The following is a 19,506-nucleotide window of genomic DNA, read 5'->3' as shown; positions in this document are numbered from 1 at the left end:
CCTTGACGATCCTGGCCGGGTCCTCGTGTATGGTAATTTGGAAAGCGCTTTCCATCCTTGAGGAGGGGATCCCGTGCGCAAGCTCAATGTCGTGATGAACGGGGTGACCGGGCGGATGGGTTACCGCCAACACCTCGTGCGCTCCGTGCTGGCGATCAATCACCAGGGCGGTGTGACGCTTTCCGACGGTTCGCGGGTCCGCCTCGAGCCGATTCTGGTCGGGCGAAACGAGGTCAAGCTCCGTGAACTCGCTGAGCAACACGGCATCCAGCGATGGACGACCGATGTGGACGAGGTCCTGCGGCACACGGCCGAACGCGGCGTCTACTTCGACGCCCAGGTGACCAGTGCCCGGGAGAAGTCGACCCTGAAGGCGATCGAAGCCGGCTGGGACGTCTACACGGAGAAGCCGACGGCGGAGACACTGGAAAGCGCTCTCCATCTTGCCCGGGTCGCGACCGAGGCCGGTGTCCGCCACGGCGTCGTGCACGACAAGCTCTACCTGCCCGGCCTGATCAAGCTCAAGCGGCTGATCGACGGCGGATTTTTCGGCCGGGTTCTGTCCATCCGCGGCGAGTTCGGCTACTGGGTGTTCGAGGGCGACTGGCAGCCGGCCCAGCGACCCAGCTGGAACTACCGCGCCGAGGACGGCGGTGGCATCACTACCGACATGTTCTGTCACTGGAGCTACGTGCTGGAGTACCTGTTCGGACCGAGCAAGGCGGTGACCGCGCGCGCCGTAACCCACATTCCCACTCGTTTCGACGAGCAGGGCACACCTTACGAGGCTACGGCCGACGATGCCGCTTACGGGATCTTCGAGCTTGCCGACGGCGTGATCGCCCAGCTCAACTCGTCTTGGGTGGTACGTGTCTTCCGTGACGAGCTGGTGGAGTTCCAGGTCGACGGCACCGAGGGCAGCGCGGTGGCCGGGCTGCGGCGATGCCGCATCCAGCATCGTGCGGCCACGCCGAAGCCTGTCTGGAACCCCGACCTGCCGGTGACGGAACGGTTCCGGGACCAGTGGCAGGAAGTACCGGACAACGCTGATCTCGACAACGGGTTCAAAGCACAGTGGGAGGACTACATCCGGCACGTTGTCGAAGACACACCGCACCCTTACGACTTCCTGTCCGGTGCCCGCGGTGTCCAGCTCGCCGAACTGGGCCTGCGGTCTTCCGAGGAGGGGCGGCGGATCGAGGTTCCCGAGGTGACCTTGTGACCGGCATCTGGCTGCCGGACGGAGACGGCGAGCTGACTCTCGGCCCCGCGGCGGACTGGACTCCCCCGCCCGCGCCGCCGCGCTCCCGCGTGGCTTTCGCCGCCGCGCACGTCGTGGCCGATCCGCTGGGCGACAACGCGCCCGGGGCATCCGCGGCGGTGGACTGGGACACGACACTGGCTTTCCGGCACCACCTGTGGCGCCAGGGTCTCGGTGTAGCGGACGTGATGGACACCGCGCAGCGCGGCATGGGGCTGGACTGGGCCGCCACCCAGGAGCTGATCCGACGCTCTGCCACGGAGGCTCGCTCGGTCGGTGGGCTACTGGCGGTCGGGGTCGGCACCGACCATCTCGACCCGGCTTCCGTCACGTCGCCGGACGAGGTCGTCGACGCCTACCTCACCCAACTCGCGGTGGCAGAGGACGCCGGGGCGCGCGTGGTCATCATGGCCAGCCGGGCCCTGGCGCGGGTCGCCCGAAGTGCCGAGGACTACCTCGACGTCTATCGCCGCGTCCTCACGCAGGCGTCCGGACCCGTGATCCTGCACTGGCTCGGCGAGGCCTTCGACCCCGCGCTGCGCGGATACTGGGCAACGACCCACCGTGACGACGCGACAGTCACGTTCCTGCGGTTGTGCACCGAACTGCCGGAGCGAATCGACGGTGTCAAGGTCTCCCTGCTCGACGCCGACCACGAGATCGGACTTCGCCGCGCCATGCCCCCTGGCGTGCGGGTCTACACCGGTGACGACTTCCATTACCCGGAGCTCATCCACGGCGACGAACACGGCCACTCGGATGCCCTGTTGGGTATCCTCGCGGGTATCGCGCCGGTCGCGGCGCAGGCCTTGGCCGCCCTCGACGCGGGTGACCCGGCACGGTACGACGCGCTGCTCGCGCCCACGGTCCCGCTCGCGCGGCATGTCTTCACGGCGCCAACGCCGTACTACAAGACCGGCATCGCCTTCCTGGCCTGGATCGCGGGCCTGCAGCCCGGCTTCACGATGATCGGGGGTCTACAGTCGGGGCGGAGTGTCGTCCACCTGGCACGCACGTTCCGGCTCGCGTCGCGGGCCGGGCTCCTGCCGGACCCGGAACTCGCCGTCCACCGCATGAAAGGGCTGTTGTCGGTCGCGGGTATCGAGGTCAACTCGGCGGCGGTGTCCGCATGACCCCGACCGATATCCCGTCCGGCCGGTCCGCGGCCGTACCCACACCCGTTCCGGGCGATCCGCGCCTGGCCAGGCTGTCGCTGAACCAGAAGACTGTCGACTCACTGGGCGTCGCCGATGCCATCGCCCTGTGTGTCACGGCCGGCCTGCGGTCCATCGGGCTCTGGCGCGAACCCGTCCGGGCTTTCGGTGTTGTCGAGACCGCGAAACTGGTCGCGGACGCCGGGCTGCGTGTGTCGTCGCTGTGCCGTGGCGGGTTTTTCACCTCAGCGGACGAGGAGCACTGGGCCGCAGCTTTGGCTGACAACAAACGAGCGATCGAGGAAGCCGCGACGCTGGGAGCCGATTGCCTGGTTCTCGTTGCCGGTGGCCTTCCCCCCGGCTCGCGTGATCTTCCCTCGGCCCGTGGTCGGGTCGCCGAGGCGATCGGGCGGTTGGTGCCGTTCGCCCGAGCGCATCGGGTACGGCTGGCGCTGGAGCCGATGCACCCCATCTACACCGCGGACCGCGGGGTGTGCGCCACCCTTGCCGAAGCGCTCGATCTCGCCGAGCATTTCCCGGTCCAGGATGTCGGCGTGGTCGTGGACTCCTTTCACGTCTGGTGGGATCCGCAGCTTGCCGAGCAGGTGCACAGGGCAGGTGATCGCATCGCCGGCGTGCAGCTGGCGGACTGGATCACCCCGCTGCCGCCGGACGCGCTGCTCTCCCGCGGCATGCTCGGCGACGGCCACATCGACCTGCGCGGATTCATCGAGCTCACCGGGCACGCCGGCTACCGCGGGGATGTCGAGGTGGAGATCTTCAACGCCGACGTGTGGTCGGCGGATCCGCACGAGGTCGTGGCCACCATCCGCCGCCGGTACGTCCAGCACGTGGCCTGAGCGATGGGCCCACACGCGCCCGTGGGCCCATCGCGTGCGTAGGGTGCGTCGCCGTCGCTCCGCTCACTCTGAGCGTAGACCGTCCAGTTTGGTCACCTGACGCAGGAACGGCAGCGCGAGGGCCGTCGCTACCAGCACCGCGAGTATCCCGGCGCCGGCGACCAGCCCGACCAGGCCGATGTCGAAGGACACCGGCAGGTCGCTGTAGCGCATGCTGGGAAGGGGATCCCGAAACCCGTGGCGACCGCGAGCACTACCGCCGAAGCCGTAGACTTTCTTCGCGGCCTCGTCGTTCTCGAGCTGGTCGAGCGGTGCGCCGACGAAGATGGCGATGTCGCTGGCGTTGTCGAGCCCCGCCTTGCCGACCTCACCGGCGATCTCGCCGTCGAGCCGGACCCGAGCCGCGGCGCCCTCGGGGCCGTTGAGGAACTCGACGGCAGCGGGCGAAGCGACGATCTCGCCCGGCCCGGGGAGCCGTTCGGCCCCCGGCGGCACCGGAGCGGCAGTGCCACTCGCGGCGACGACGGTCACGTCAAAATACGCGGGACCGCTTTCCACGTACCAGTCGACCGTGTAGAGCGGGTCGGCGCCCTCCTTGGCCTCGTACCCGGGCACCATGCCGAGCTCCCGCGACGTTCTCGAGGTCGAACTCTTCGGGTGTGAGGCGGTCGATGACCAGGCGCCGGACCTCCTGGCGCGGCTGGGCGCGGCTTCTTTGAACGCGGCGAGGCCTGTCGCTGTGATCACCGCGTCCATGCCGCGGGAGCCGCACCGTTCCCGGGTGACCAGGCCTCGCTTGCACATCCGGGTGAGCTGGTGGTGCAAGCGGCTTTTCTCCCAGCCTGCCACCCGGCTGAGCTCGACCAACCGGCCGCGTTGGCCGGGGTTCCCGGCCCGGTTCACGTTTCCAGCGGCGAGGTCGCGCTGCGCAGGTGCGTGCTCATGTCGTCCTCGCCATCGGCTCGCATGCGGCGCTCGTACCAGCGCCAGATGCCATCGACCCGGTGGAAGGTGTCGAGGTACCGGCCTTGGAAAATGACGCGGGATGGTTTGTCGGGAATCTTCTGGTGCACCACGACGTTCGACCGGGATCGGGCGGTTGCACGGTCGTTGTCGACCTCGATGTCGATGGTGGCCAGCATATGGCGAGTACGCGGCAGTCCCGCGTAGAGGATGATGTCCTCGTTCAAGAAGGTGGTGACCGCTCCGGTTCCGTGGAGGGGTTTACCGTCGCAGATCCACCAGGTCGCGTCCGCGTAGAGGCTCGCGGTGACGGCGAAGCGCCCGTCGTCGATGCTGGCGCAGTGTGCCACCAGCAGTCGGGTGATCTCCTGCTCGTCGAGCAGCTGATCGAGTGATCCCCGCATTGCTACTCGCCCCGCGGGCTCTCGTCGGTGGCGAGTGCCGTCTGAAGCTGCGGCCCGAGTGTTTCGGCGACAAACGCTTCGATGCTGGTCGGGGTAGTGGTGCGTGGCGAGCGTGGCTGCAATGTCGCGGTGTGCCGCGAGTTGATCGCGTGCACGACCTCGACCATGAGGCTGGTGACGTGCTGTGACACTCCGGCGCGGCGCTGAGCCGCGGCGAATTCCTCGACCGACTGTCGCACGTAGCGTAGCTGCGGCAGATCAGCGATCTTGCCGATGACCTCGGTGACCTCGGCCATGCTCAGGTCACGTTCGCCCTGCAGTTCGAGAATGTCCGACGCGGAGGCCGGGGTGAGCAAGCTGTGGGCAGCTGCCCGGCCGATGTCGGCGGTGGCGATGAAAGGCATCGCGATATCCGGATCGAACGGTGCGGCGACGACCTCGGCACGGTGGATGCTCTCGACTTGGCTGAGCAGGTTCTCCATGAAGTAGCCGGCCCGCAGGTGAGTCACTACAGCGTCGAGCGTGTTGGTCTGTTGCTCCAGGTGGTGCAGGCCGGCTACCGGGCCGGTGCCGGCTGCTTTGTCCGCGCCCCAACTGCTCAGGGTCACCACCCGCCGGACTCCGGCGCTCGAGAGCGCCGCGGTCATGGCGTCGACGATGGCGCGCTGGTGCGCAGGGAAGTCCGGGCTGTCCGGGATGTAGTTGGGCTGGACCATCACGTAGACACCCTCGGCGCCGGTAAAGGCGTCAGCGAGTGCGGGGCCGTCAGTCGGTTCGGCCACGAACGACTCCGCACCGACAGCCTCCAGCGGCGCCAGGCCTTGGCGGCTGCGTCCGATCGCGCGCACGGCGCGGCCCGCTCGAAGTAGCTCGTCGACCACCACACGCCCGGTACGTCCGGTCGCTCCTGTCACCACGAACATCAGGTCGGTCTCCTTTCGCGACGGCCGGTGCCGTCTCCTCGATGTCCACCGACGGTAGGAGCGGTCCGTGGCCACGGGGTAGTACTGGCACACCCACCCCGAAACAGCGGGCGAGAAGTAGGCTGGACGTCGTGGTGAGGAAACCGGGTGCCCTGGCGGAATTCCTGCGTGCGCGCCGCGCGCTCGTGCGCCCGGAGCAAGTCGGGCTCGTCCCCGGCGCGGCACGGCAGGTCCCGGGCCTACGCCGGGAAGAAGTCGCGACGCTGGCCGGCGTCAGCACCGACTATTACGTGCACCTGGAGCAGGGCCGCGAGAAACGCCCCTCGACTCAGATCCTGGACGCGCTGGCCCGGGTACTGCAGCTCGACTACGACACCCACACCTATCTACGCGCTCTCGCCGGTCCCGACAGACCTGTATGGAGAACGGACCAGGATCTCGGGAACACCCATCGCACCCATCGCGCCTTGGCAGGCCTGCTCCAGCAGATCACCGCCCCGGCGATGCTCGTCACCCCCTGGCTGGAGGTCACAGCCCGCAACAAGCCCGCCGATGCCCTCTACGACGGACTACCGCTACGTGACAACCTGGCACGGATGGCCTTCCTCGACGACGCGGTGACCCGCTTCGTCGAGGACCCCGACCAACTTGCCCAATGCACCGTCGCGACGCTGCGGGCTGCCGCCGGACCCCCACCCCACACGCCGCAGATGATCGAACTGATCGAGGAGCTGTCGCTACGCAGCGACAGGTTCCGTCAGCTGTGGGCCCGCCACGACATTCACCGCAAAGGCAGCGCAGTCAAACACTTTCACCATCCGACAGCAGGCCGGCTCACCCTTCACCAACACGTGATGACCCTTCCCGATCATCCCGAACTGCAGCTGTGGATCTACCAAGCTGAGCCGGGCTCCGACTCTGAACACGCCCTGTAGGCGGGTGGCATGTGGGCCGTAGGGCCTCGATGGCATGGTCTTCTGGCCGTGTCGGCCACCGCTGCTCAGACAAGATCATGGTGGCTATGAACTCCGCGCTTCTCATGGCCGTGCTGGTCGCCGTATGGGTGGTCATCGGGCTGGTGACCGGCCTGTGGATGATCCGGCGCGGGCGGGGACGGTCGGTGGGGCTGCTGGGCAGCGTCTCGGCTGATGTGGTTCGGCATTCGTCGGTGCCGGTGCTCGTCGTGGAACCCGCGCCCGCCATGTCGTCCACGGCGGTGGCCTGATGCCGACATCCGTGTCCTCGTCGGCGATCGCGCACCACGGGCTTGCGGGCCATGAGGTGGTGCTGCTGCTGGAGACCGACCAGCGCCGCGGGCTCACCGAGGAGCAGGTCGCCGAGCGCCTGGCCCGGTTCGGTCCGAACACGCTGCCCGCCGCTCCGGGCACGGGGCTGCTGATGCGGGTCCTGCGGCAGTTTCACCACCCGCTGATCTACGTGCTGCTCGCCGCGAGCATGATCACGGCCGGTCTCGGTGAGTACGTCGACTCGGCGGTGATCTTCGGTGTGGTGCTGATCAACGCGATCGTGGGGCTCGTTCAGGAGTCCAAGGCCGAAGCCGCGCTCGAAGGCCTGCGGTCGATGGTCCGTACGCATGCCAGGGTGATCCGCGGCGGGCGTGAACGGGCGGCACCCTCGGAGGATCTCGTCCCCGGCGATCTCGTCCTGCTGGAGGCAGGTGACAAGGTGCCCGCCGACGTGCGGCTGACGCGTGTGGCGGAGCTGCGGGTGAACGAGTCCGCGCTGACCGGTGAATCGGTCCCCGTGACCAAGGACGGGAAAGTGCTGCCCGAGTCGATCCCGGTAGCCGATCGGCGCAACATGGCCTACTCGGGAACATTGGTCACTTCGGGCAGCGGCGCCGGGATCGTGGTCGCCACCGGCGCGGAGACCGAGTTGGGCGAGATCCACCGTCTCGTGGGGGCCGCGGAAACACTTGCCACGCCCTTGACCCAGAAGCTCGCCGGATTCAGCAAGATCCTGACCATCGGCATCCTCGGACTGGCCGCGGTGACCTTCGCCGTGGGCCTGCTGCGGGGGCAGGACCCGGTGGAGACGTTCACCGCGGCGATCGCGCTCGCGGTCGGCGCGATCCCCGAAGGACTCCCGGCCGCGGTCACGATCACCCTGGCCATCGGCGTGGCCCGGATGGCGCGGCGCCGCGCGGTGATCCGCCGGCTGCCCGCGGTGGAGACGCTGGGCAGCACCACGGTCATCTGCTCGGACAAGACCGGCACGCTCACCGAGAACCAGATGACCGTGCGCACCGTGTGGACCCCGGACGGCCAGTTCGAGGCGACAGGATCCGGTTATTCCCCTGACGGCGTCCTGCACGACCTGGAGGGCGCCCCGGTGGATGCGGACATCAGCCAGGCGCTGCGCTGGTCGCTGTTGGCGGGCGCCGCGTGCAACGATGCCGCGCTGACCGAGCGGGAAGGGCAGTGGGACATCGTCGGCGACCCCACGGAGGGCGCGATGCTGGTGGTGGCCGCCAAGGCGGGGCTCGACCCGAGCAAGGTTGGTGAGCCGTTGCCCCGGCTGGCCACGATTCCGTTCAGCTCCGAACGCCAGTACATGGCCACCCTGCACCACGACACCACGACGGCACACCCGGCGGACCGTGTGGTGCTGGCCAAGGGCGCCGTCGAGCGGATGCTCGACCTCTGCGGCGGGCAGATGGACGCCGACGGCACGGTCCGCCCGCTGGACGGGGCCGCGGTGCTGCGGGCGGCCGCCGAGCTGGCCGGGCGGGGACTGCGAGTACTGGCGACCGCCATGCGTCCCGCGACAGCGCGGGATGAGTTCGGCGAGGACGCGCTGCCCGGCAGCCTGGTGCTGACGGGCCTGCAGGCCATGCTCGACCCGCCCCGCGCCGCCGCGCAGGCCGCCGTGGCGGCCTGCCACACCGCGGGTATCTCGGTGCGGATGATCACCGGTGACCACGCCGCCACCGCCACCGCGATCGCCGGTCACGTCGGGCTGCTCGGCCACCACGGCCGGGATCGCGTGCTGACCGGCGCCGACCTGGCCACGCTGCCTGCCGAGGACCTGCCGGACGTGATCGACCGCGTGGCCGTCTTCGCCCGGGTGTCTCCGGAGCAGAAGCTGCGGCTGGTGGAGGCGTTGCAGTCCCGGGGACACGTGGTCGCGATGACGGGCGACGGTGTCAACGACGCTCCTGCTCTCCGCCGGGCGGCTATCGGCGTGGCCATGGGCGCGAGCGGCACCGAGGTGGCCAAGGACGCCGCCGACATGGTGCTGACCGACGACGACTTCGCCACCATCGAGGCCGCCGTCGAAGAGGGCCGCGGCGTGTTCGACAACCTCACCAAGTTCATTACCTGGACCCTGCCGACCAATATCGGTGAAGGTCTGGTCATCCTGGCAGCGATCGTGTTCGGTGCCGCGCTGCCGATCCTGCCGACCCAGATCCTGTGGATCAACATGACCACCGCCGTGGCGCTGGGCCTGATGCTCGCCTTCGAACCCAAGGAAGCCGGGATCATGACCCGCCCGCCGCGCTCCCCGGGGCAGCCACTGCTCACCCGAGCACTGATGGTGCGAATCTTGCTGGTCTCGACCCTGCTGGTGGCCGGCTCGTGGTGGTTGTTCGAATGGGAGCTGGCGGCCGGAGCCAGCCTGGCCGAAGCCCGGACCGCTGCGCTGAACCTGTTCGTCGTGGTCGAGGCGTTCTACCTGTTCAGCTGCCGCTCCCTGACCCGTTCGGTGTGGCGGATCGGAGTGTTCTCCAACCGATGGATCATCGTCGGTGTCACCGCGCAGGCGCTCGGCCAGCTCGCCATCACCTACCTGCCCGCCATGAACGCCGTGTTCGACACCGCCCCGATCGACGCAGGCGTGTGGCTGCGCATCCTGGGCGTCGCCGTGGCCGCCAGCCTCGTGGTCGCAGTGGACAAACGCCTACGGCGACGGACATGACCACCGTCTACGAGTGCTCGTCGGACATCTCGTCCAGCGGTGAACGGCTACTCACCCATACAGGTGGCGACCCCGTTCCCGGCGGAGCGGCGATCGAGCGGGTGCTCGACGTGCGCCGGCGCTGCCCCACCCGCACCATCGTCCACGGAAGGTGATGCGATGTCGGCAACACCGCCTCGGCGGATACTCGTGGCGACCGACCTCTCCGCGCAGGCGGGGAAGGCGGTGCAGCGGGCGGGTCAACTCGGCGCTCAGCACAACGCCCGGGTGACGGCCCTGCACGTCCTGCCCGAAGGGTTGAACCCGGAGCTGGTCGAGGTTGCTCGTGCATGCCTGCGTGCCCACCTCGACCAGTACTCCACCGCCACGGTGGCCGAGGCCGCCGTCCGGCACGGCAATGTCGCCCGCGCCGTCGACGCCGAGGCCGTCGAGCACCGTGCCGACCTGCTTGTCGTCGGCGCGCACGGCACTCACCGGCTGGCCGGCGCGTTCCTTGGCAGCACACCCGCGGACCTCGTGCGGGTGAGCCAGGCTCCGGTGCTGGTGGTCAGGGAACCACCCGAGGATGCCTACCGCACGGTCGCGCTCGCCGTCGACACCTCATGCGTGTCCGCCATGGCCGCGCGAACCGCGTGCGCACTCACGCCGCGGGCCGATCACATTCTCGTGCACGTCAGCGTCGTGATCGGCGAGATCCTGATGCGGATGCGGGGTGCCGGCGACGAACAGCTGGCCCAGCTGCGCAAGGTCAGCACCGAGGAGGTCCGCGGTCACATTATGAAACTGGCCACCGAACTGGCGCCGGCGGCAACTCGAGTCGTGATCGAAACTGGGCGGCCGCAGACACTGCTGCCACAGCTGTGCCACCGCCATGCCGCCGATCTGGTCGCCGTCGGTACCGGCGGCCACTCGCGGTTGGGCTATGCGCTGCTCGGCAGCGTCGCCCAGCACGTGCTGCGCTATGCGCATTCGGACGTGCTTGTCGTTCCGGCCAGAAAGGGCTGACCGTGGACTTGCACGCGTTCCCGCTCGTCGCGATCATCCTGGCCATCGCCGCCGCGGCCGGGCTACTGGCCGTCCGGCTGCGGCAACCGCTGATCGTCGCGTTCATCGGAGTCGGCATCCTGGTCGGTCCGGTCGGCACCGGCTGGGTCGTTGCCGACGGCACCATCGAACTGCTGGCCCGGATGGGGATCGCGATCCTGCTGTTCCTCGTCGGGCTGCGTCTGGACCTGCACCTGATTCGCAGCACCGGCCCAGTAGCCCTGGCCACCGGACTCGGGCAGGTTGTATTCACCTCGGTGTTCGGTTACCTGATCGCGATCGCACTCGGCATGGACAGCGTCACCGCACTCTACGTCGCGGTCGCCCTCACGTTCTCCTCGACGATCATTATCGTCAAGCTCCTGTCCGACAAGCGCGAACTGGACCAGCTCCACGGGCGCATCGCGGTTGGGTTCCTCATTGTCCAGGATATCGTCGTGGTCCTGGTGATGATCGCGCTCACCGCGTTCGGCCAGTCCACCGGCGGCAGTTTTACGCTCAGTATCCCTCTGATCCTGGGTAAAGGACTCGGCCTGGTGGCCGGCATCGGCCTGCTCATGCGCTACGTGCTGCCATGGCTGCTGCACCACATCGCCCGATCCCAGGAGCTGCTCGTCCTCTTCGGCGTCGCCTACGCCGTCGCGGTCGCCGCGCTCAGCGAACGGCTCGGCTTCAGCTCCGAAGTCGGGGCTTTTCTGGCCGGAGTCTCCCTGGCGCCCACCACCTATCGCGACGCCCTCGGCGCCCGGCTGGTCAGCCTGCGCGACTTTCTGCTGCTCTTTTTCTTCCTTGACTTGGGCTCCCGGCTGGAGTTCAGCAACGCCGCCGAACAGATCACCGAAGCCGCCGTCTTCTCCGTGTTCGTGCTCGTCGGCAACCCGCTCATCGTGGTCCTGATCATGGCTGCCCTGCGCTACCCGGTCCGCGTGGGCTTCCTCGCCGGGCTCACCGTCGCGCAGATCTCCGAGTTCTCCCTGATCCTCGCCGCGCTCGGACTCAGCCTCGGCCACATCACCAACGCCACCGTCAGTCTGATCACCGTCGTCGGGCTGATCACCATCGGCGGCTCGACCTATCTGATCATGTACTCGCACCAGATCTACCGGCGAATCCAGCGCTGGCTCGGCGTGTTCGAACGCAGCGGCAGCCGTCGCACCGAACCGCCCGACGACTCCGGCATCGATGTGATCCTTTTCGGACTAGGCCGCTTCGGCAGCCACCTGGCTGACCGGCTCAACGAAATCGGGCACCGGAGTCTCGCGGTCGACTTCGACCCGCATCAGGTCGCGACCAACACCCGGGACGGCGTGACAACGATGTTCGGCAGCGCCGAAGACGTCCACTTCCTGGAGTCCCTGCCGCTGGCCCGTGCCAGGTACATCATCAGCGCCATCCCCGACCTGGCAACGAACCTGGCACTGCTGCACAACCTGCGCCATCACCAGTACAACGGCACGATCGCCCTCACCGCACACACCCGCCACGACGCCGACCAACTGCGTGCGGCCGAGGCCGACGTCGTCCTCGAACCGTTCGCCAGTGCCGCCTCCGCGACCTCCGATGCCCTGCACGAACTGCTGGCCCCCCGCCGCGAACCCGAGGAATAACTCCTACCCCGGTTCAGCGGGTGGAGCACCCATGCCAGAGGTACCGCCGAGCTCGGCGATACCTCCGCATTCGCGGCCGCGGCAGGCGATGTCGTTCGGGCCGGGGCCGGTGCGGCATCCCAGCAGGCCGAAAGACCTCCGGTCGATGGGCGCAGGTCCCTACTCCGGACGGGCGCCTGCCTTGCATGATCGGACGAGCCGGGCACGTCGTGCGGACGCCCGCGGGTGAGCAGGAGCGCCGCCCTGTGGTCGCGTGATCGATTGCCGGACGGCCGTGAGGAGAGGATCCGATGGTGGATGGAGCGAGTCGGCCCGTGATGGTCGGTGTGGACGGGTCGACCTCGGCTACGCATGCTGTGCGCTGGGCCGCACACGAGGCGGCCCGACGGCAGGTGCCGCTGCTGATCGTGCACGTGTGCGCACTGGTTCCCGTTGCGGTGCCGCATGCCGCGGCGCTGGGCGCCTATAAGGACGCGCTGGTGGAGCAGGGCCGCCAGTGGCTGGCGGAGGCTGCTGCGGCGGCCCGCGAGTCGGCACCGGACGTGGCAGTGGACACCGAACTGGATACCGGTTCGGCACCCGAGAACTTGATCGGCCGGTCGACCAGGACCGAGTTGGTGGTACTCGGCTCGCGCGGGCTGGGCGGGTTCACCGGCCTGGTGGTCGGGTCGATCGCAGTGGCCGTCGCCACCCATGGACACTGCCCGGTCGTGGTGGTGCGTGGAGCGGACCCTGAGGCCGCACCTCGGCAGAACGGTCCGGTGGTGGTCGGTGTGGACGGGTCGCCGACCAGTCAAGCGGCGATTTCCTTCGCTTTCCACGCCGCCTCCGCGCGGAGCGTGCCCGTGGTGGCGGTACACGCCTGGAGCGACCTGCCCATCGCGACCGCGTGGGAAGCGACGGCGGGCTGGCAGTCGGACCAACACGAGGAGTCGAAGGTACTGAGCGAGTGGCTGGCCGAGTGTCAGGCCCGGTATCCGGACGTCCCGGTCGAGTGCGTCGTGGCCCGTGACCGTCCCGCCCATGCCCTGCTCGACCATGCCAAAAGCGCCCAGTTGGTCGTGGTCGGATCCCGCGGTCGCGGCGGATTCCGCGGCCTGCTGCTGGGATCCACCAGCCAGGCCCTGATCCACCACGCCGCCTGCCCGGTGGCCGTCGTACCGCCCCGACCGTGACCGCACCGACAACCTGGGGATGGACATGACCGACGAACCGGGGACCGGTACCGCGCAGTCGCCGGTCACGCGGCTGCCTGCGCCTTGACAGCGGGAGGCCGTGGTGGCAGGCATTGCTGGCACAAGTCGCCAGCCCGTTGAACCTGGTGCTGGTCATCGCGGCCGTACTGGCCGGCGTCGTCGAACGCTCCGTCAAGGAGGCGCTGGTCATCGGCCTGGTTCTCGCGTTGAACGGCGTGCCGGGGTTCATCCAGGAACGACGAGCCGACCAGGCCGTGGCGGCCCTGCGGGAAATGCTCAGCCCCTCCGCGCGCGTCCGCCGCGGCGGCACCGTCACCGATATTCCCGCCGACGACGTTGTGCCCGGTGACGTCGTGATGGTACAGGCCGGTGACCGGGTACCGGCCGATGGGCGGGTGCTGCGGCAGGTGAACCTGGAGACCGACGAATCCGGTCTCACCGGCGAATCGGTACCAGTGGCCAAATCCACCCAGCCACTCACGGACACTGCCGGATTGCCGGACCGCACCTGCATGGCGCACATGACCAGCATCGTCACCCGAGGCCGCGCAGACCTGCTGATCACCGCCACCGGCATGGACACCGAGATCGGCAAGGTCGCCGGGCTGCTGGAACGAACCGACACCACCCGCACGTCCGCGATGAACACGCCAGCGCGTTCGAGCCGCTACTACTACGCAACTGGCGACTGTGGGCCGCGCTCGGCGCAGTGCTCATCCTGCAGGCCTGCGCCGTCTACATCCCCGCGGCACAAAGCCTGGTCGGCACCACAGACCTGACCGCAACCGACTGGATCACCGCCGCCGCCATCGCCTCCTCGATGCTGTGGATCGAAGAACTACGCAAAGCAGCACGAACCCGCCTCACCGAAGCGACCCAGCCAGCCAAATCTGACCGCCAGAGGAGGACCCTCGGAATCGCGCGACGAACGTGAACTTGTGTTGCGGTCGGCCGATGCGGGCCGACACTGCCCCAAAAATGATCGAATCTGTAGCGCGAGTAGTACCGCGCACAATCCCACTAGCTAGGATCGGCCGTGCCCGCTTCCACCATCGACACCAGCTCATCGGCGAGGTAGTCCCGGTTTCGCAGCCAGCAGCCATACCGCGACGCCGAACAGAGCAGGTGCGGTTCAGCCGCGCCGTTGGCGGGTCGAGACCGATCGGGGCGGTTGGGCTCGCATGTGGTCGCGTATTCGCGCCATGGTGTCGCCGAGCGTGCGTAGGTCTCGTGCGGCGAGTGGTGCGAACAGCAGGTCGCGGACGAGGGCGATGTGGCCGGGCAGTATCGCGCGCACTCTGTCGACGCCGGCCTGGGTGATCGTGACCAGCGTGGCGCGCTGGTCGTCCGGACTGGGGGTGCGAGTGACCAGGCCGGCCTTCTCCAGCAGTCCCGCCTGATGGGTCAGACCACTGCGGCTGTAGACGACACCGTCGGCGAGCGCGGTCATTGTCAGCTGCCGATCCGGGGAATCGGCGAGCCGGGCCAGTAGCTGAAACTGGACGTAGCTGAGCTCGCCCGCCGCACGCACCTGCTGCTCGACGGCATGGTGCAGCAGGCTCACCGACTCCATGAGCGCGAAGTAGGTGTTCAGCTGCTCGGGTTCCAGCTCCTCCGCCATACCACCATTCTAGTTGCTTCGATATCGAATCATAGTGGCGCACCTCACGACGCCATCGGCTTGCTTCGATCTCGAAGCAAGCTAGCCTGGAGTCACTTCGACATCGAAGCACTTTCCGAGGAGGGAATCATGCGAGCAGTTCGTTACCACGACTATGGCGGCAGTGACGTGCTCAGGTACGAGGAGGTCGAGCGGCCGAAGCCCGGTGCGGGCGAGGTGCTGATCGAGGTCGCGGGAACGTCGTTCAACCCCGTCGACGTCGGCATCCGGGTCGGCGCTCTGCACGAGGTATTCCCGGTGGAGTTCCCGCACACCCCGGGCATCGACGTCGCGGGAACGGTCGCCGAGCTCGGCGCCGGGGTCGACGGCTGGCAGATCGGCGACGCCGTGGTGGCGTTCCTGCCGATGAACGCCGACGGTGCCGCCGCCGACTACGCCCTCGCGCCCGCGGCGGCCCTCGTCACCGCGCCGCAGACGGTCGAGCTGGCCGACGCCGCCGCGTTGCCGGTGGGCGGACTGACCGCCTGGCAGGCACTGTTCGACCTCGCCGGCCTCCAGGCGGGACAGAACGTCCTGATCAACGGAGCCGGTGGCGCGGTCGGCGGATACGCCGTGCAGCTCGCCCACCAGGCTGGAGCGAAGGTCACCGGGATCGCGAGCCGGCGCCACACGGACCGGCTCCACCGGCATGGCGCCGACCGCGTCGTGGGCCACCTCGACCACACAATCGGCCCACTGACCGTCGAAGGCAGCCCGTTCGACGTCGTGGTCAATCTCGTCACCACCACGCAGGAGGAGACCGCAGCACTCGCCGACCTCGTCGCCGACGGTGGCGCGCTGGTCTCGACCACCACCCCGCCGCCCGAGAACCCGGGCCGCGGCATCCGCACGGCCGGTGTGTTCGTGCTCAGCAAGGCCGACCAGCTCGCCGAGCTCGTCACCCGCGTCGATGCCGGCAAGCTGCGCATCGACGTCGCCGCCCGCCGCCCGCTCGCCGACCTGCCCGCCGTCCACGACGAGGCAGCCACCGGACGACTCGCCGGCAAGACCGTCTTGACCCCCGCCTGATCACCACAAAAGGAACGTCCACGATGACCACCGCATTCGACCCGATCGACCTGGGTGGCACGCGCCTGCCGAACCGCATCGCGATGGCCCCGATGACCCGCAGCCGCGCCTACGGGCCCGGCGCGAGTCCCACCGAGCTCAACGCCACCTACTACGCCCAGCGCGCCTCGGCCGGGCTGATCGTCACCGAAGGCACCCAGCCCTCGGTGGTCGGCCAGGGCTACCCGGACACGCCTGGGCTGCATTCCGACGAACAGATCGCCGCCTGGCGCAAGGTCACCGACGCCGTGCACGCCGAGGGCGGCACGATCTTCGCGCAACTCATGCACACCGGCCGCGTCGGCCACCCCAGCCTGCTGCCCGACGGACTCGTCCCCGTCGGCCCGTCCCCGGTCACCGCGCAGGGCCAGGTGTTCACGCACGACGGCATGAAGGACTTCGTCACGCCGAAGGAGCTTACCGAGGCCGAGATCGCCCGGACTATCACCGACTTCGCCGACGCGGCACGCAACGCGATCGTCGCCGGCTTCGACGGGGTCGAGCTCCACGGCGCCAACGGCTACCTCATCCACCAGTTCCTCGCCCCCAACGCCAACCAGCGCACCGACGGCTGGGGCGGCTCGGTGCCAGGCCGGATCCGCCTCGGCGTCGAGGTGGCAGCGGCGGTCGCCGAGGCGATCGGCGGTCATCGCACCGGTTTCCGTATCTCCCCCGGCAACCCGCTCAACGACATCGCCGAGACCGATCCCGCCGATGTCGAACAGACCTACACGACCCTCGTCGCCGAACTCGCACCACTGGACCTGGCCTACCTGCACCTGCTGGAGGGCCCCGACCGCGACCTGACCACGCGGCTGCGCAAGGACTGGCCGGGCGTGTTCGTGCTCAACCCGTTCACCTACCCGGAACCGACCGGCGCCGACTCCCTCGGCCTGGTCGACGACGGCACCGCCGACCTGATCGCCTTCGGCGCTCTGTTCCTCGCCAACCCCGACCTGCCCCGTCGCCTCGCCGACGGCGGGCCGTTCAACACCCCGGACAAGGCCACCTTCTACGGCGGCGACCACCGCGGCTACACCGACTACCCCACACTCGAGGGCTAGGTGTTGTGGGTCGTGACGTTGGTGACGGCCGATAGGGCCTGAGGCAGGGGACGGGTCTTTCGGCGGCAGGATGAGAAGTACGACCAACTCGTCCGCCGAGCAGAAAGACCCGTCCATGTCTCACAGTAACGCCCCGCTGACTGTCGAAGGCCGTCACCGCCTTGTCGAGCGCTGCAAGACCCGACCGATCGCCCACGTCGCGGCGGAGATGGGGATCTCGCGGCAGTGTGCCTCCCGGTGGGTCAACCGCCACCGCAAGTACGGGGACGCGGGCCTGGTGGACCGCCCGAGCGTCCCGAACCGGCAGCCCACCGCCACGCCTGCCGAGGTTGTGGTCCGGATCGAGCGGCTGCGCCGGGACCGAAAGTGGTCGGCGCGCCGCATCGCCCAGGAGCTGGCCGGCGAGGATGGCCATCTCGGTGCGCACAGTCGGCCGTCACCTGGCTCAGCTGGGCCTCAACCGCCGCCGGTTCCTGGACCCGACTGGCGCGAGCAACCGCGTGCCTCGACGCATCACCGCCCGCTGGCCCGGCCACATGGTCCATCTCGACGTCAAGAAGGTCGGCGCCATCCCCGACGGCGGTGGGTGGCGCGCCCACGGCAGGGGCAGCGAGCAAGCTAAACAGGTCGAACGAGCCAAGGATGCCGGAGCCCGCACCGGCTACACCTACCTGCACTCCGCGGTCGACGGGTTCTCCCGGCTGGCCTACACCGAAGCCCTGCCCGACGAGAAGGCGATCACCCCGATCGGCTTCACCCACCGAGCCAGAGCGTTCTTCGCCCACCACGGCATCCGGCACATCCACCGCACCGTCACCGACAACGGCGCCTGCTACCGCGCACACGACTTCGCCACCGTCCTACACGGAGCACGCCACCAACGAATCACCCCATACACGCCCCGCCACAACGGCACAGGCGAGCGCTACAACCGCGTCCTCGGCGAGGAATTCCTCTACGCCCGGACCTGGACCAGCGAACAGCAACGCACCACAGCCCTCAACGTCTGGAACCTGCACTACAACTACCATCGACCACACACCGCCGCCGGAAACCAGCCACCAGCCTCGGCTCCACACCAGCGTCACCAACGTCATGGCCTCATACAGGTGATCCGCACCATCGTCCTCGACGACGAACGGGCACCCTTCGTCCAACTCGCCTTCGAGCTGTATGACACCGGCGACTACACACTCGACGAGCTGGCCGATGAACTCTACGACCGCGGCCTACGCACCCGCCCCACGGCGAAACACCCGGCGAAGAAGGTCTCGATCAACAAGCTCTCCCAGATGCTGCGCGACCGCTACTACCTCGGCTATGTGACCCACAAGGGCGAAGAGATCCCAGGCCGGCACGAACCGTTGATCGACGACGACCTCTTCGATCGGGTCCAGGATCGGCTCAACTCGCGGTCCGCGGCCAAGGAGCGGCGCCGGGTGCATCACCACCACCTCAAGGGCTCGCTGTTTTGCGGACGCTGCCGACGAGTAGCCGGAACCACCCAACGGATGATCATCCAGCGCACCCTCAACTCCAAGGGCGCCGGGTACCTGTACTTCTTCTGCCGTGGCCGCCAGACCGGTACCTGCGACGCCCCGCACGTCAACGCCGAACTCGTCGAGGACGCCGTCGAACGGCACTACGCCACGATCCGCTTCAGCCAAGCCTTCATCGCCGACATCCGCGCCCAGATCGACACCGTCGTCAACGAACAGGAGAAAGCCGCGCGACTGCTGCACCAACAGCTCTCCAGCCAACTCCACGAACTCGACACCCAGGAGGAGAACGTGATCGACCTCGCCGCCGACGGCACCCTGCCGCAAACCAAGGTCAAAGCCAAACTCCGCCACATCGAACACCAGCGGCGTCACCTCGCCCAGCGCCGCGATACCGCCTCCACCGACCTCACCGATGCCGCCCGCCTGATCGACGTGAGCCTGACACTGCTCGAACGCCCCGAACAGCTGTACCGCCGGTGCAACGAGCAGCAGCGGCGCCTGCTCAATCAGGGGATCTTCCACACCATCTACATCGAGGACGAGGACGTCACCGACCACAACCTCCAAGAACCATTCGGGCAACTCCACGCCATCCAGCAAGCGCAGCTGCCAACACAGCACCCCGCCCCCACCGCACCGGAGCCCCGAGACAGCAAAAAAGCCACCCGCCAAGCAGGTGGCCCACCCTCGCCCTCCGGAGTCACGGTCCTACTCCAAGGCATTCAATCAGGCACTTGTTCTAGTAGTACCTCTATGGTGGAGCTAAGGGGACTCGAACCCCTGACCCCCTCACTGCCAGTGAGGTGCGCTACCAGCTGCGCCATAGCCCCGGGTGCGGGATGAACCCCGCATCTCGTACTT

18 protein-coding genes, 1 tRNA gene and 2 pseudogenes are annotated in these 19,506 nt (G+C 68.4%); 16 read left to right on the top strand and 5 right to left on the bottom strand.

Annotation, left to right across the window (positions count from 1 at the left end; translation table 11 throughout):
• The first annotated feature begins 94 nt into the window (after window positions 1-94).
• The 3 genes from FB471_RS24925 to FB471_RS24915 are packed head-to-tail and all read left to right on the top strand — an operon-like array spanning window position 95 to window position 3,275.
• Complete coding sequence (locus FB471_RS24925) at window positions 95-1,222, top strand: Gfo/Idh/MocA family protein (protein ID WP_142002440.1); 1,128 nt, start codon at window positions 95-97, stop codon at window positions 1,220-1,222.
• Window positions 1,219-2,394 (top strand): dihydrodipicolinate synthase family protein, encoded by a 1,176-nt coding sequence (locus tag FB471_RS24920; RefSeq protein WP_142000773.1) that lies wholly within the window; start codon window positions 1,219-1,221, stop codon window positions 2,392-2,394. The genes FB471_RS24925 and FB471_RS24920 overlap by 4 nt, the downstream gene beginning before the upstream one ends.
• A complete protein-coding gene (locus FB471_RS24915) occupies window positions 2,391-3,275 on the top strand; it encodes a sugar phosphate isomerase/epimerase family protein (protein ID WP_142000772.1) in 885 nt (294 codons plus the stop codon). Before FB471_RS24920 ends, FB471_RS24915 begins: the two co-directional genes overlap by 4 nt.
• Before the next feature lie 63 nt (window positions 3,276-3,338).
• Here the strand turns inward: FB471_RS24915 and FB471_RS24910 are convergent, their stop codons facing one another.
• The 3 genes from FB471_RS24910 to FB471_RS24895 all read right to left on the bottom strand — a co-directional run bounded on the left by FB471_RS24910 (window position 3,339) and on the right by FB471_RS24895 (window position 5,565).
• A complete protein-coding gene (locus FB471_RS24910) occupies window positions 3,339-4,031 on the bottom strand; it encodes a hypothetical protein (protein ID WP_246076570.1) in 693 nt (230 codons plus the stop codon).
• Between the two features lie 143 nt (window positions 4,032-4,174).
• Window positions 4,175-4,642 carry a nuclear transport factor 2 family protein gene (locus FB471_RS24900; RefSeq protein ID WP_142000770.1) on the bottom strand — a complete coding sequence of 156 codons (468 nt, stop codon included), beginning with the start codon at window positions 4,640-4,642 and terminating at the stop codon, window positions 4,175-4,177.
• A gap of 2 nt (window positions 4,643-4,644) precedes the next feature.
• Window positions 4,645-5,565: an NmrA family NAD(P)-binding protein gene (locus FB471_RS24895; RefSeq protein WP_142000769.1), complete on the bottom strand. Its 921-nt coding sequence runs from the start codon at window positions 5,563-5,565 to the stop codon at window positions 4,645-4,647.
• Window positions 5,566-5,696: 131 nt separating this feature from the next.
• On the opposite strand from FB471_RS24895, the gene FB471_RS24890 reads away from it, so the two are divergent.
• The 9 genes from FB471_RS24890 (at window position 5,697) to FB471_RS35995 (ending at window position 14,285) form a co-directional block, all read left to right on the top strand.
• Window positions 5,697-6,500 carry a helix-turn-helix domain-containing protein gene (locus FB471_RS24890; protein WP_246076569.1) on the top strand — a complete coding sequence of 268 codons (804 nt, stop codon included), beginning with the start codon at window positions 5,697-5,699 and terminating at the stop codon, window positions 6,498-6,500.
• Between the two features lie 86 nt (window positions 6,501-6,586).
• Window positions 6,587-6,790 carry a universal stress protein gene (locus tag FB471_RS35325; protein ID WP_246076568.1) on the top strand — a complete coding sequence of 68 codons (204 nt, stop codon included), beginning with the start codon at window positions 6,587-6,589 and terminating at the stop codon, window positions 6,788-6,790.
• Entirely contained in the window at window positions 6,790-9,504 is a 2,715-nt protein-coding gene (locus tag FB471_RS24880; protein ID WP_142000767.1) for a cation-transporting P-type ATPase, read from the top strand. Before FB471_RS35325 ends, FB471_RS24880 begins: the two co-directional genes overlap by 1 nt.
• Window positions 9,501-9,659, top strand: coding sequence for a hypothetical protein (locus FB471_RS34255; RefSeq protein WP_170220925.1), 159 nt, complete (start codon window positions 9,501-9,503; stop codon window positions 9,657-9,659). Before FB471_RS24880 ends, FB471_RS34255 begins: the two co-directional genes overlap by 4 nt.
• Window positions 9,660-9,663: 4 nt before the next feature.
• Window positions 9,664-10,509, top strand: a complete 846-nt coding sequence (locus FB471_RS24875) for a universal stress protein (protein ID WP_142000766.1) — start codon at window positions 9,664-9,666, stop codon at window positions 10,507-10,509.
• A gap of 2 nt (window positions 10,510-10,511) precedes the next feature.
• Entirely contained in the window at window positions 10,512-12,155 is a 1,644-nt protein-coding gene (locus FB471_RS24870; protein ID WP_142002437.1) for a cation:proton antiporter, read from the top strand.
• A gap of 290 nt (window positions 12,156-12,445) precedes the next feature.
• Window positions 12,446-13,330, top strand: coding sequence for a universal stress protein (locus tag FB471_RS24865; protein ID WP_142000765.1), 885 nt, complete (start codon window positions 12,446-12,448; stop codon window positions 13,328-13,330).
• Window positions 13,331-13,407: 77 nt separating this feature from the next.
• Window positions 13,408-14,130: an HAD-IC family P-type ATPase gene (locus FB471_RS24860; protein ID WP_142000764.1), complete on the top strand. Its 723-nt coding sequence runs from the start codon at window positions 13,408-13,410 to the stop codon at window positions 14,128-14,130.
• Entirely contained in the window at window positions 14,040-14,285 is a 246-nt protein-coding gene (locus tag FB471_RS35995) for a cation transporting ATPase C-terminal domain-containing protein (RefSeq protein ID WP_425457112.1), read from the top strand. Before FB471_RS24860 ends, FB471_RS35995 begins: the two co-directional genes overlap by 91 nt.
• Before the next feature lie 198 nt (window positions 14,286-14,483).
• Here the strand turns inward: FB471_RS35995 and FB471_RS24850 are convergent, their stop codons facing one another.
• Entirely contained in the window at window positions 14,484-14,972 is a 489-nt protein-coding gene (locus FB471_RS24850) for a MarR family winged helix-turn-helix transcriptional regulator (RefSeq protein WP_142000762.1), read from the bottom strand.
• Between the two features lie 129 nt (window positions 14,973-15,101).
• Here FB471_RS24850 and FB471_RS24845 point away from each other — a divergent pair, with 129 nt between their 5' ends.
• The 4 genes and pseudogenes from FB471_RS24845 to FB471_RS35320 form a co-directional block, all read left to right on the top strand.
• Window positions 15,102-16,040: an NADP-dependent oxidoreductase gene (locus FB471_RS24845; RefSeq protein WP_142000761.1), complete on the top strand. Its 939-nt coding sequence runs from the start codon at window positions 15,102-15,104 to the stop codon at window positions 16,038-16,040.
• Between the two features lie 23 nt (window positions 16,041-16,063).
• Entirely contained in the window at window positions 16,064-17,143 is a 1,080-nt protein-coding gene (locus tag FB471_RS24840) for an alkene reductase (protein WP_142000760.1), read from the top strand.
• A gap of 115 nt (window positions 17,144-17,258) precedes the next feature.
• A pseudogene (locus tag FB471_RS24835) lies at window positions 17,259-18,256 on the top strand (IS481 family transposase).
• Window positions 18,253-18,726, top strand: a pseudogene (locus FB471_RS35320) (recombinase family protein); the annotation flags it as partial. The pseudogenes FB471_RS24835 and FB471_RS35320, both read left to right, overlap by 4 nt.
• A 673-nt stretch (window positions 18,727-19,399) precedes the next feature.
• Here the strand turns inward: FB471_RS35320 and FB471_RS24825 are convergent.
• Window positions 19,400-19,475: transfer RNA gene (locus FB471_RS24825), tRNA-Ala, on the bottom strand.
• Window positions 19,476-19,506 lie beyond the last annotated feature (31 nt).

Origin of the sequence: Amycolatopsis cihanbeyliensis (assembly GCF_006715045.1) — a bacterium.
Classification (GTDB): Bacteria; Actinomycetota; Actinomycetes; order Mycobacteriales; family Pseudonocardiaceae; genus Amycolatopsis; species Amycolatopsis cihanbeyliensis.
Note: the sequence above shows the minus strand (reverse complement) of the source record. Positions and strands in the feature narration are given on the sequence as shown.

Excerpts from the sequence above, each read along its gene's own strand:
- FB471_RS24925 (WP_142002440.1), top strand. The coding sequence starts at position 95 with ATGAACGGGGTGACCGGGCGGATGGGTTACCGCCAACACCTCGTGCGC.
- FB471_RS35325 (WP_246076568.1), top strand. The coding sequence starts at position 6,587 with ATGAACTCCGCGCTTCTCATGGCCGTGCTGGTCGCCGTATGGGTGGTC.
- FB471_RS24865 (WP_142000765.1), top strand. The coding sequence starts at position 12,446 with ATGGTGGATGGAGCGAGTCGGCCCGTGATGGTCGGTGTGGACGGGTCG.
- FB471_RS24895 (WP_142000769.1), bottom strand. The coding sequence starts at position 5,565 with ATGTTCGTGGTGACAGGAGCGACCGGACGTACCGGGCGTGTGGTGGTC.
- FB471_RS24845 (WP_142000761.1), top strand. The coding sequence starts at position 15,102 with ATGCGAGCAGTTCGTTACCACGACTATGGCGGCAGTGACGTGCTCAGG.
- FB471_RS24850 (WP_142000762.1), bottom strand. The coding sequence starts at position 14,972 with ATGGCGGAGGAGCTGGAACCCGAGCAGCTGAACACCTACTTCGCGCTC.
- FB471_RS24915 (WP_142000772.1), top strand. The coding sequence starts at position 2,391 with ATGACCCCGACCGATATCCCGTCCGGCCGGTCCGCGGCCGTACCCACA.
- FB471_RS24880 (WP_142000767.1), top strand. The coding sequence starts at position 6,790 with ATGCCGACATCCGTGTCCTCGTCGGCGATCGCGCACCACGGGCTTGCG.
- FB471_RS34255 (WP_170220925.1), top strand. The coding sequence starts at position 9,501 with ATGACCACCGTCTACGAGTGCTCGTCGGACATCTCGTCCAGCGGTGAA.
- FB471_RS24875 (WP_142000766.1), top strand. The coding sequence starts at position 9,664 with ATGTCGGCAACACCGCCTCGGCGGATACTCGTGGCGACCGACCTCTCC.
- FB471_RS24910 (WP_246076570.1), bottom strand. The coding sequence starts at position 4,031 with ATGGACGCGGTGATCACAGCGACAGGCCTCGCCGCGTTCAAAGAAGCC.
- FB471_RS24900 (WP_142000770.1), bottom strand. The coding sequence starts at position 4,642 with ATGCGGGGATCACTCGATCAGCTGCTCGACGAGCAGGAGATCACCCGA.
- FB471_RS24840 (WP_142000760.1), top strand. The coding sequence starts at position 16,064 with ATGACCACCGCATTCGACCCGATCGACCTGGGTGGCACGCGCCTGCCG.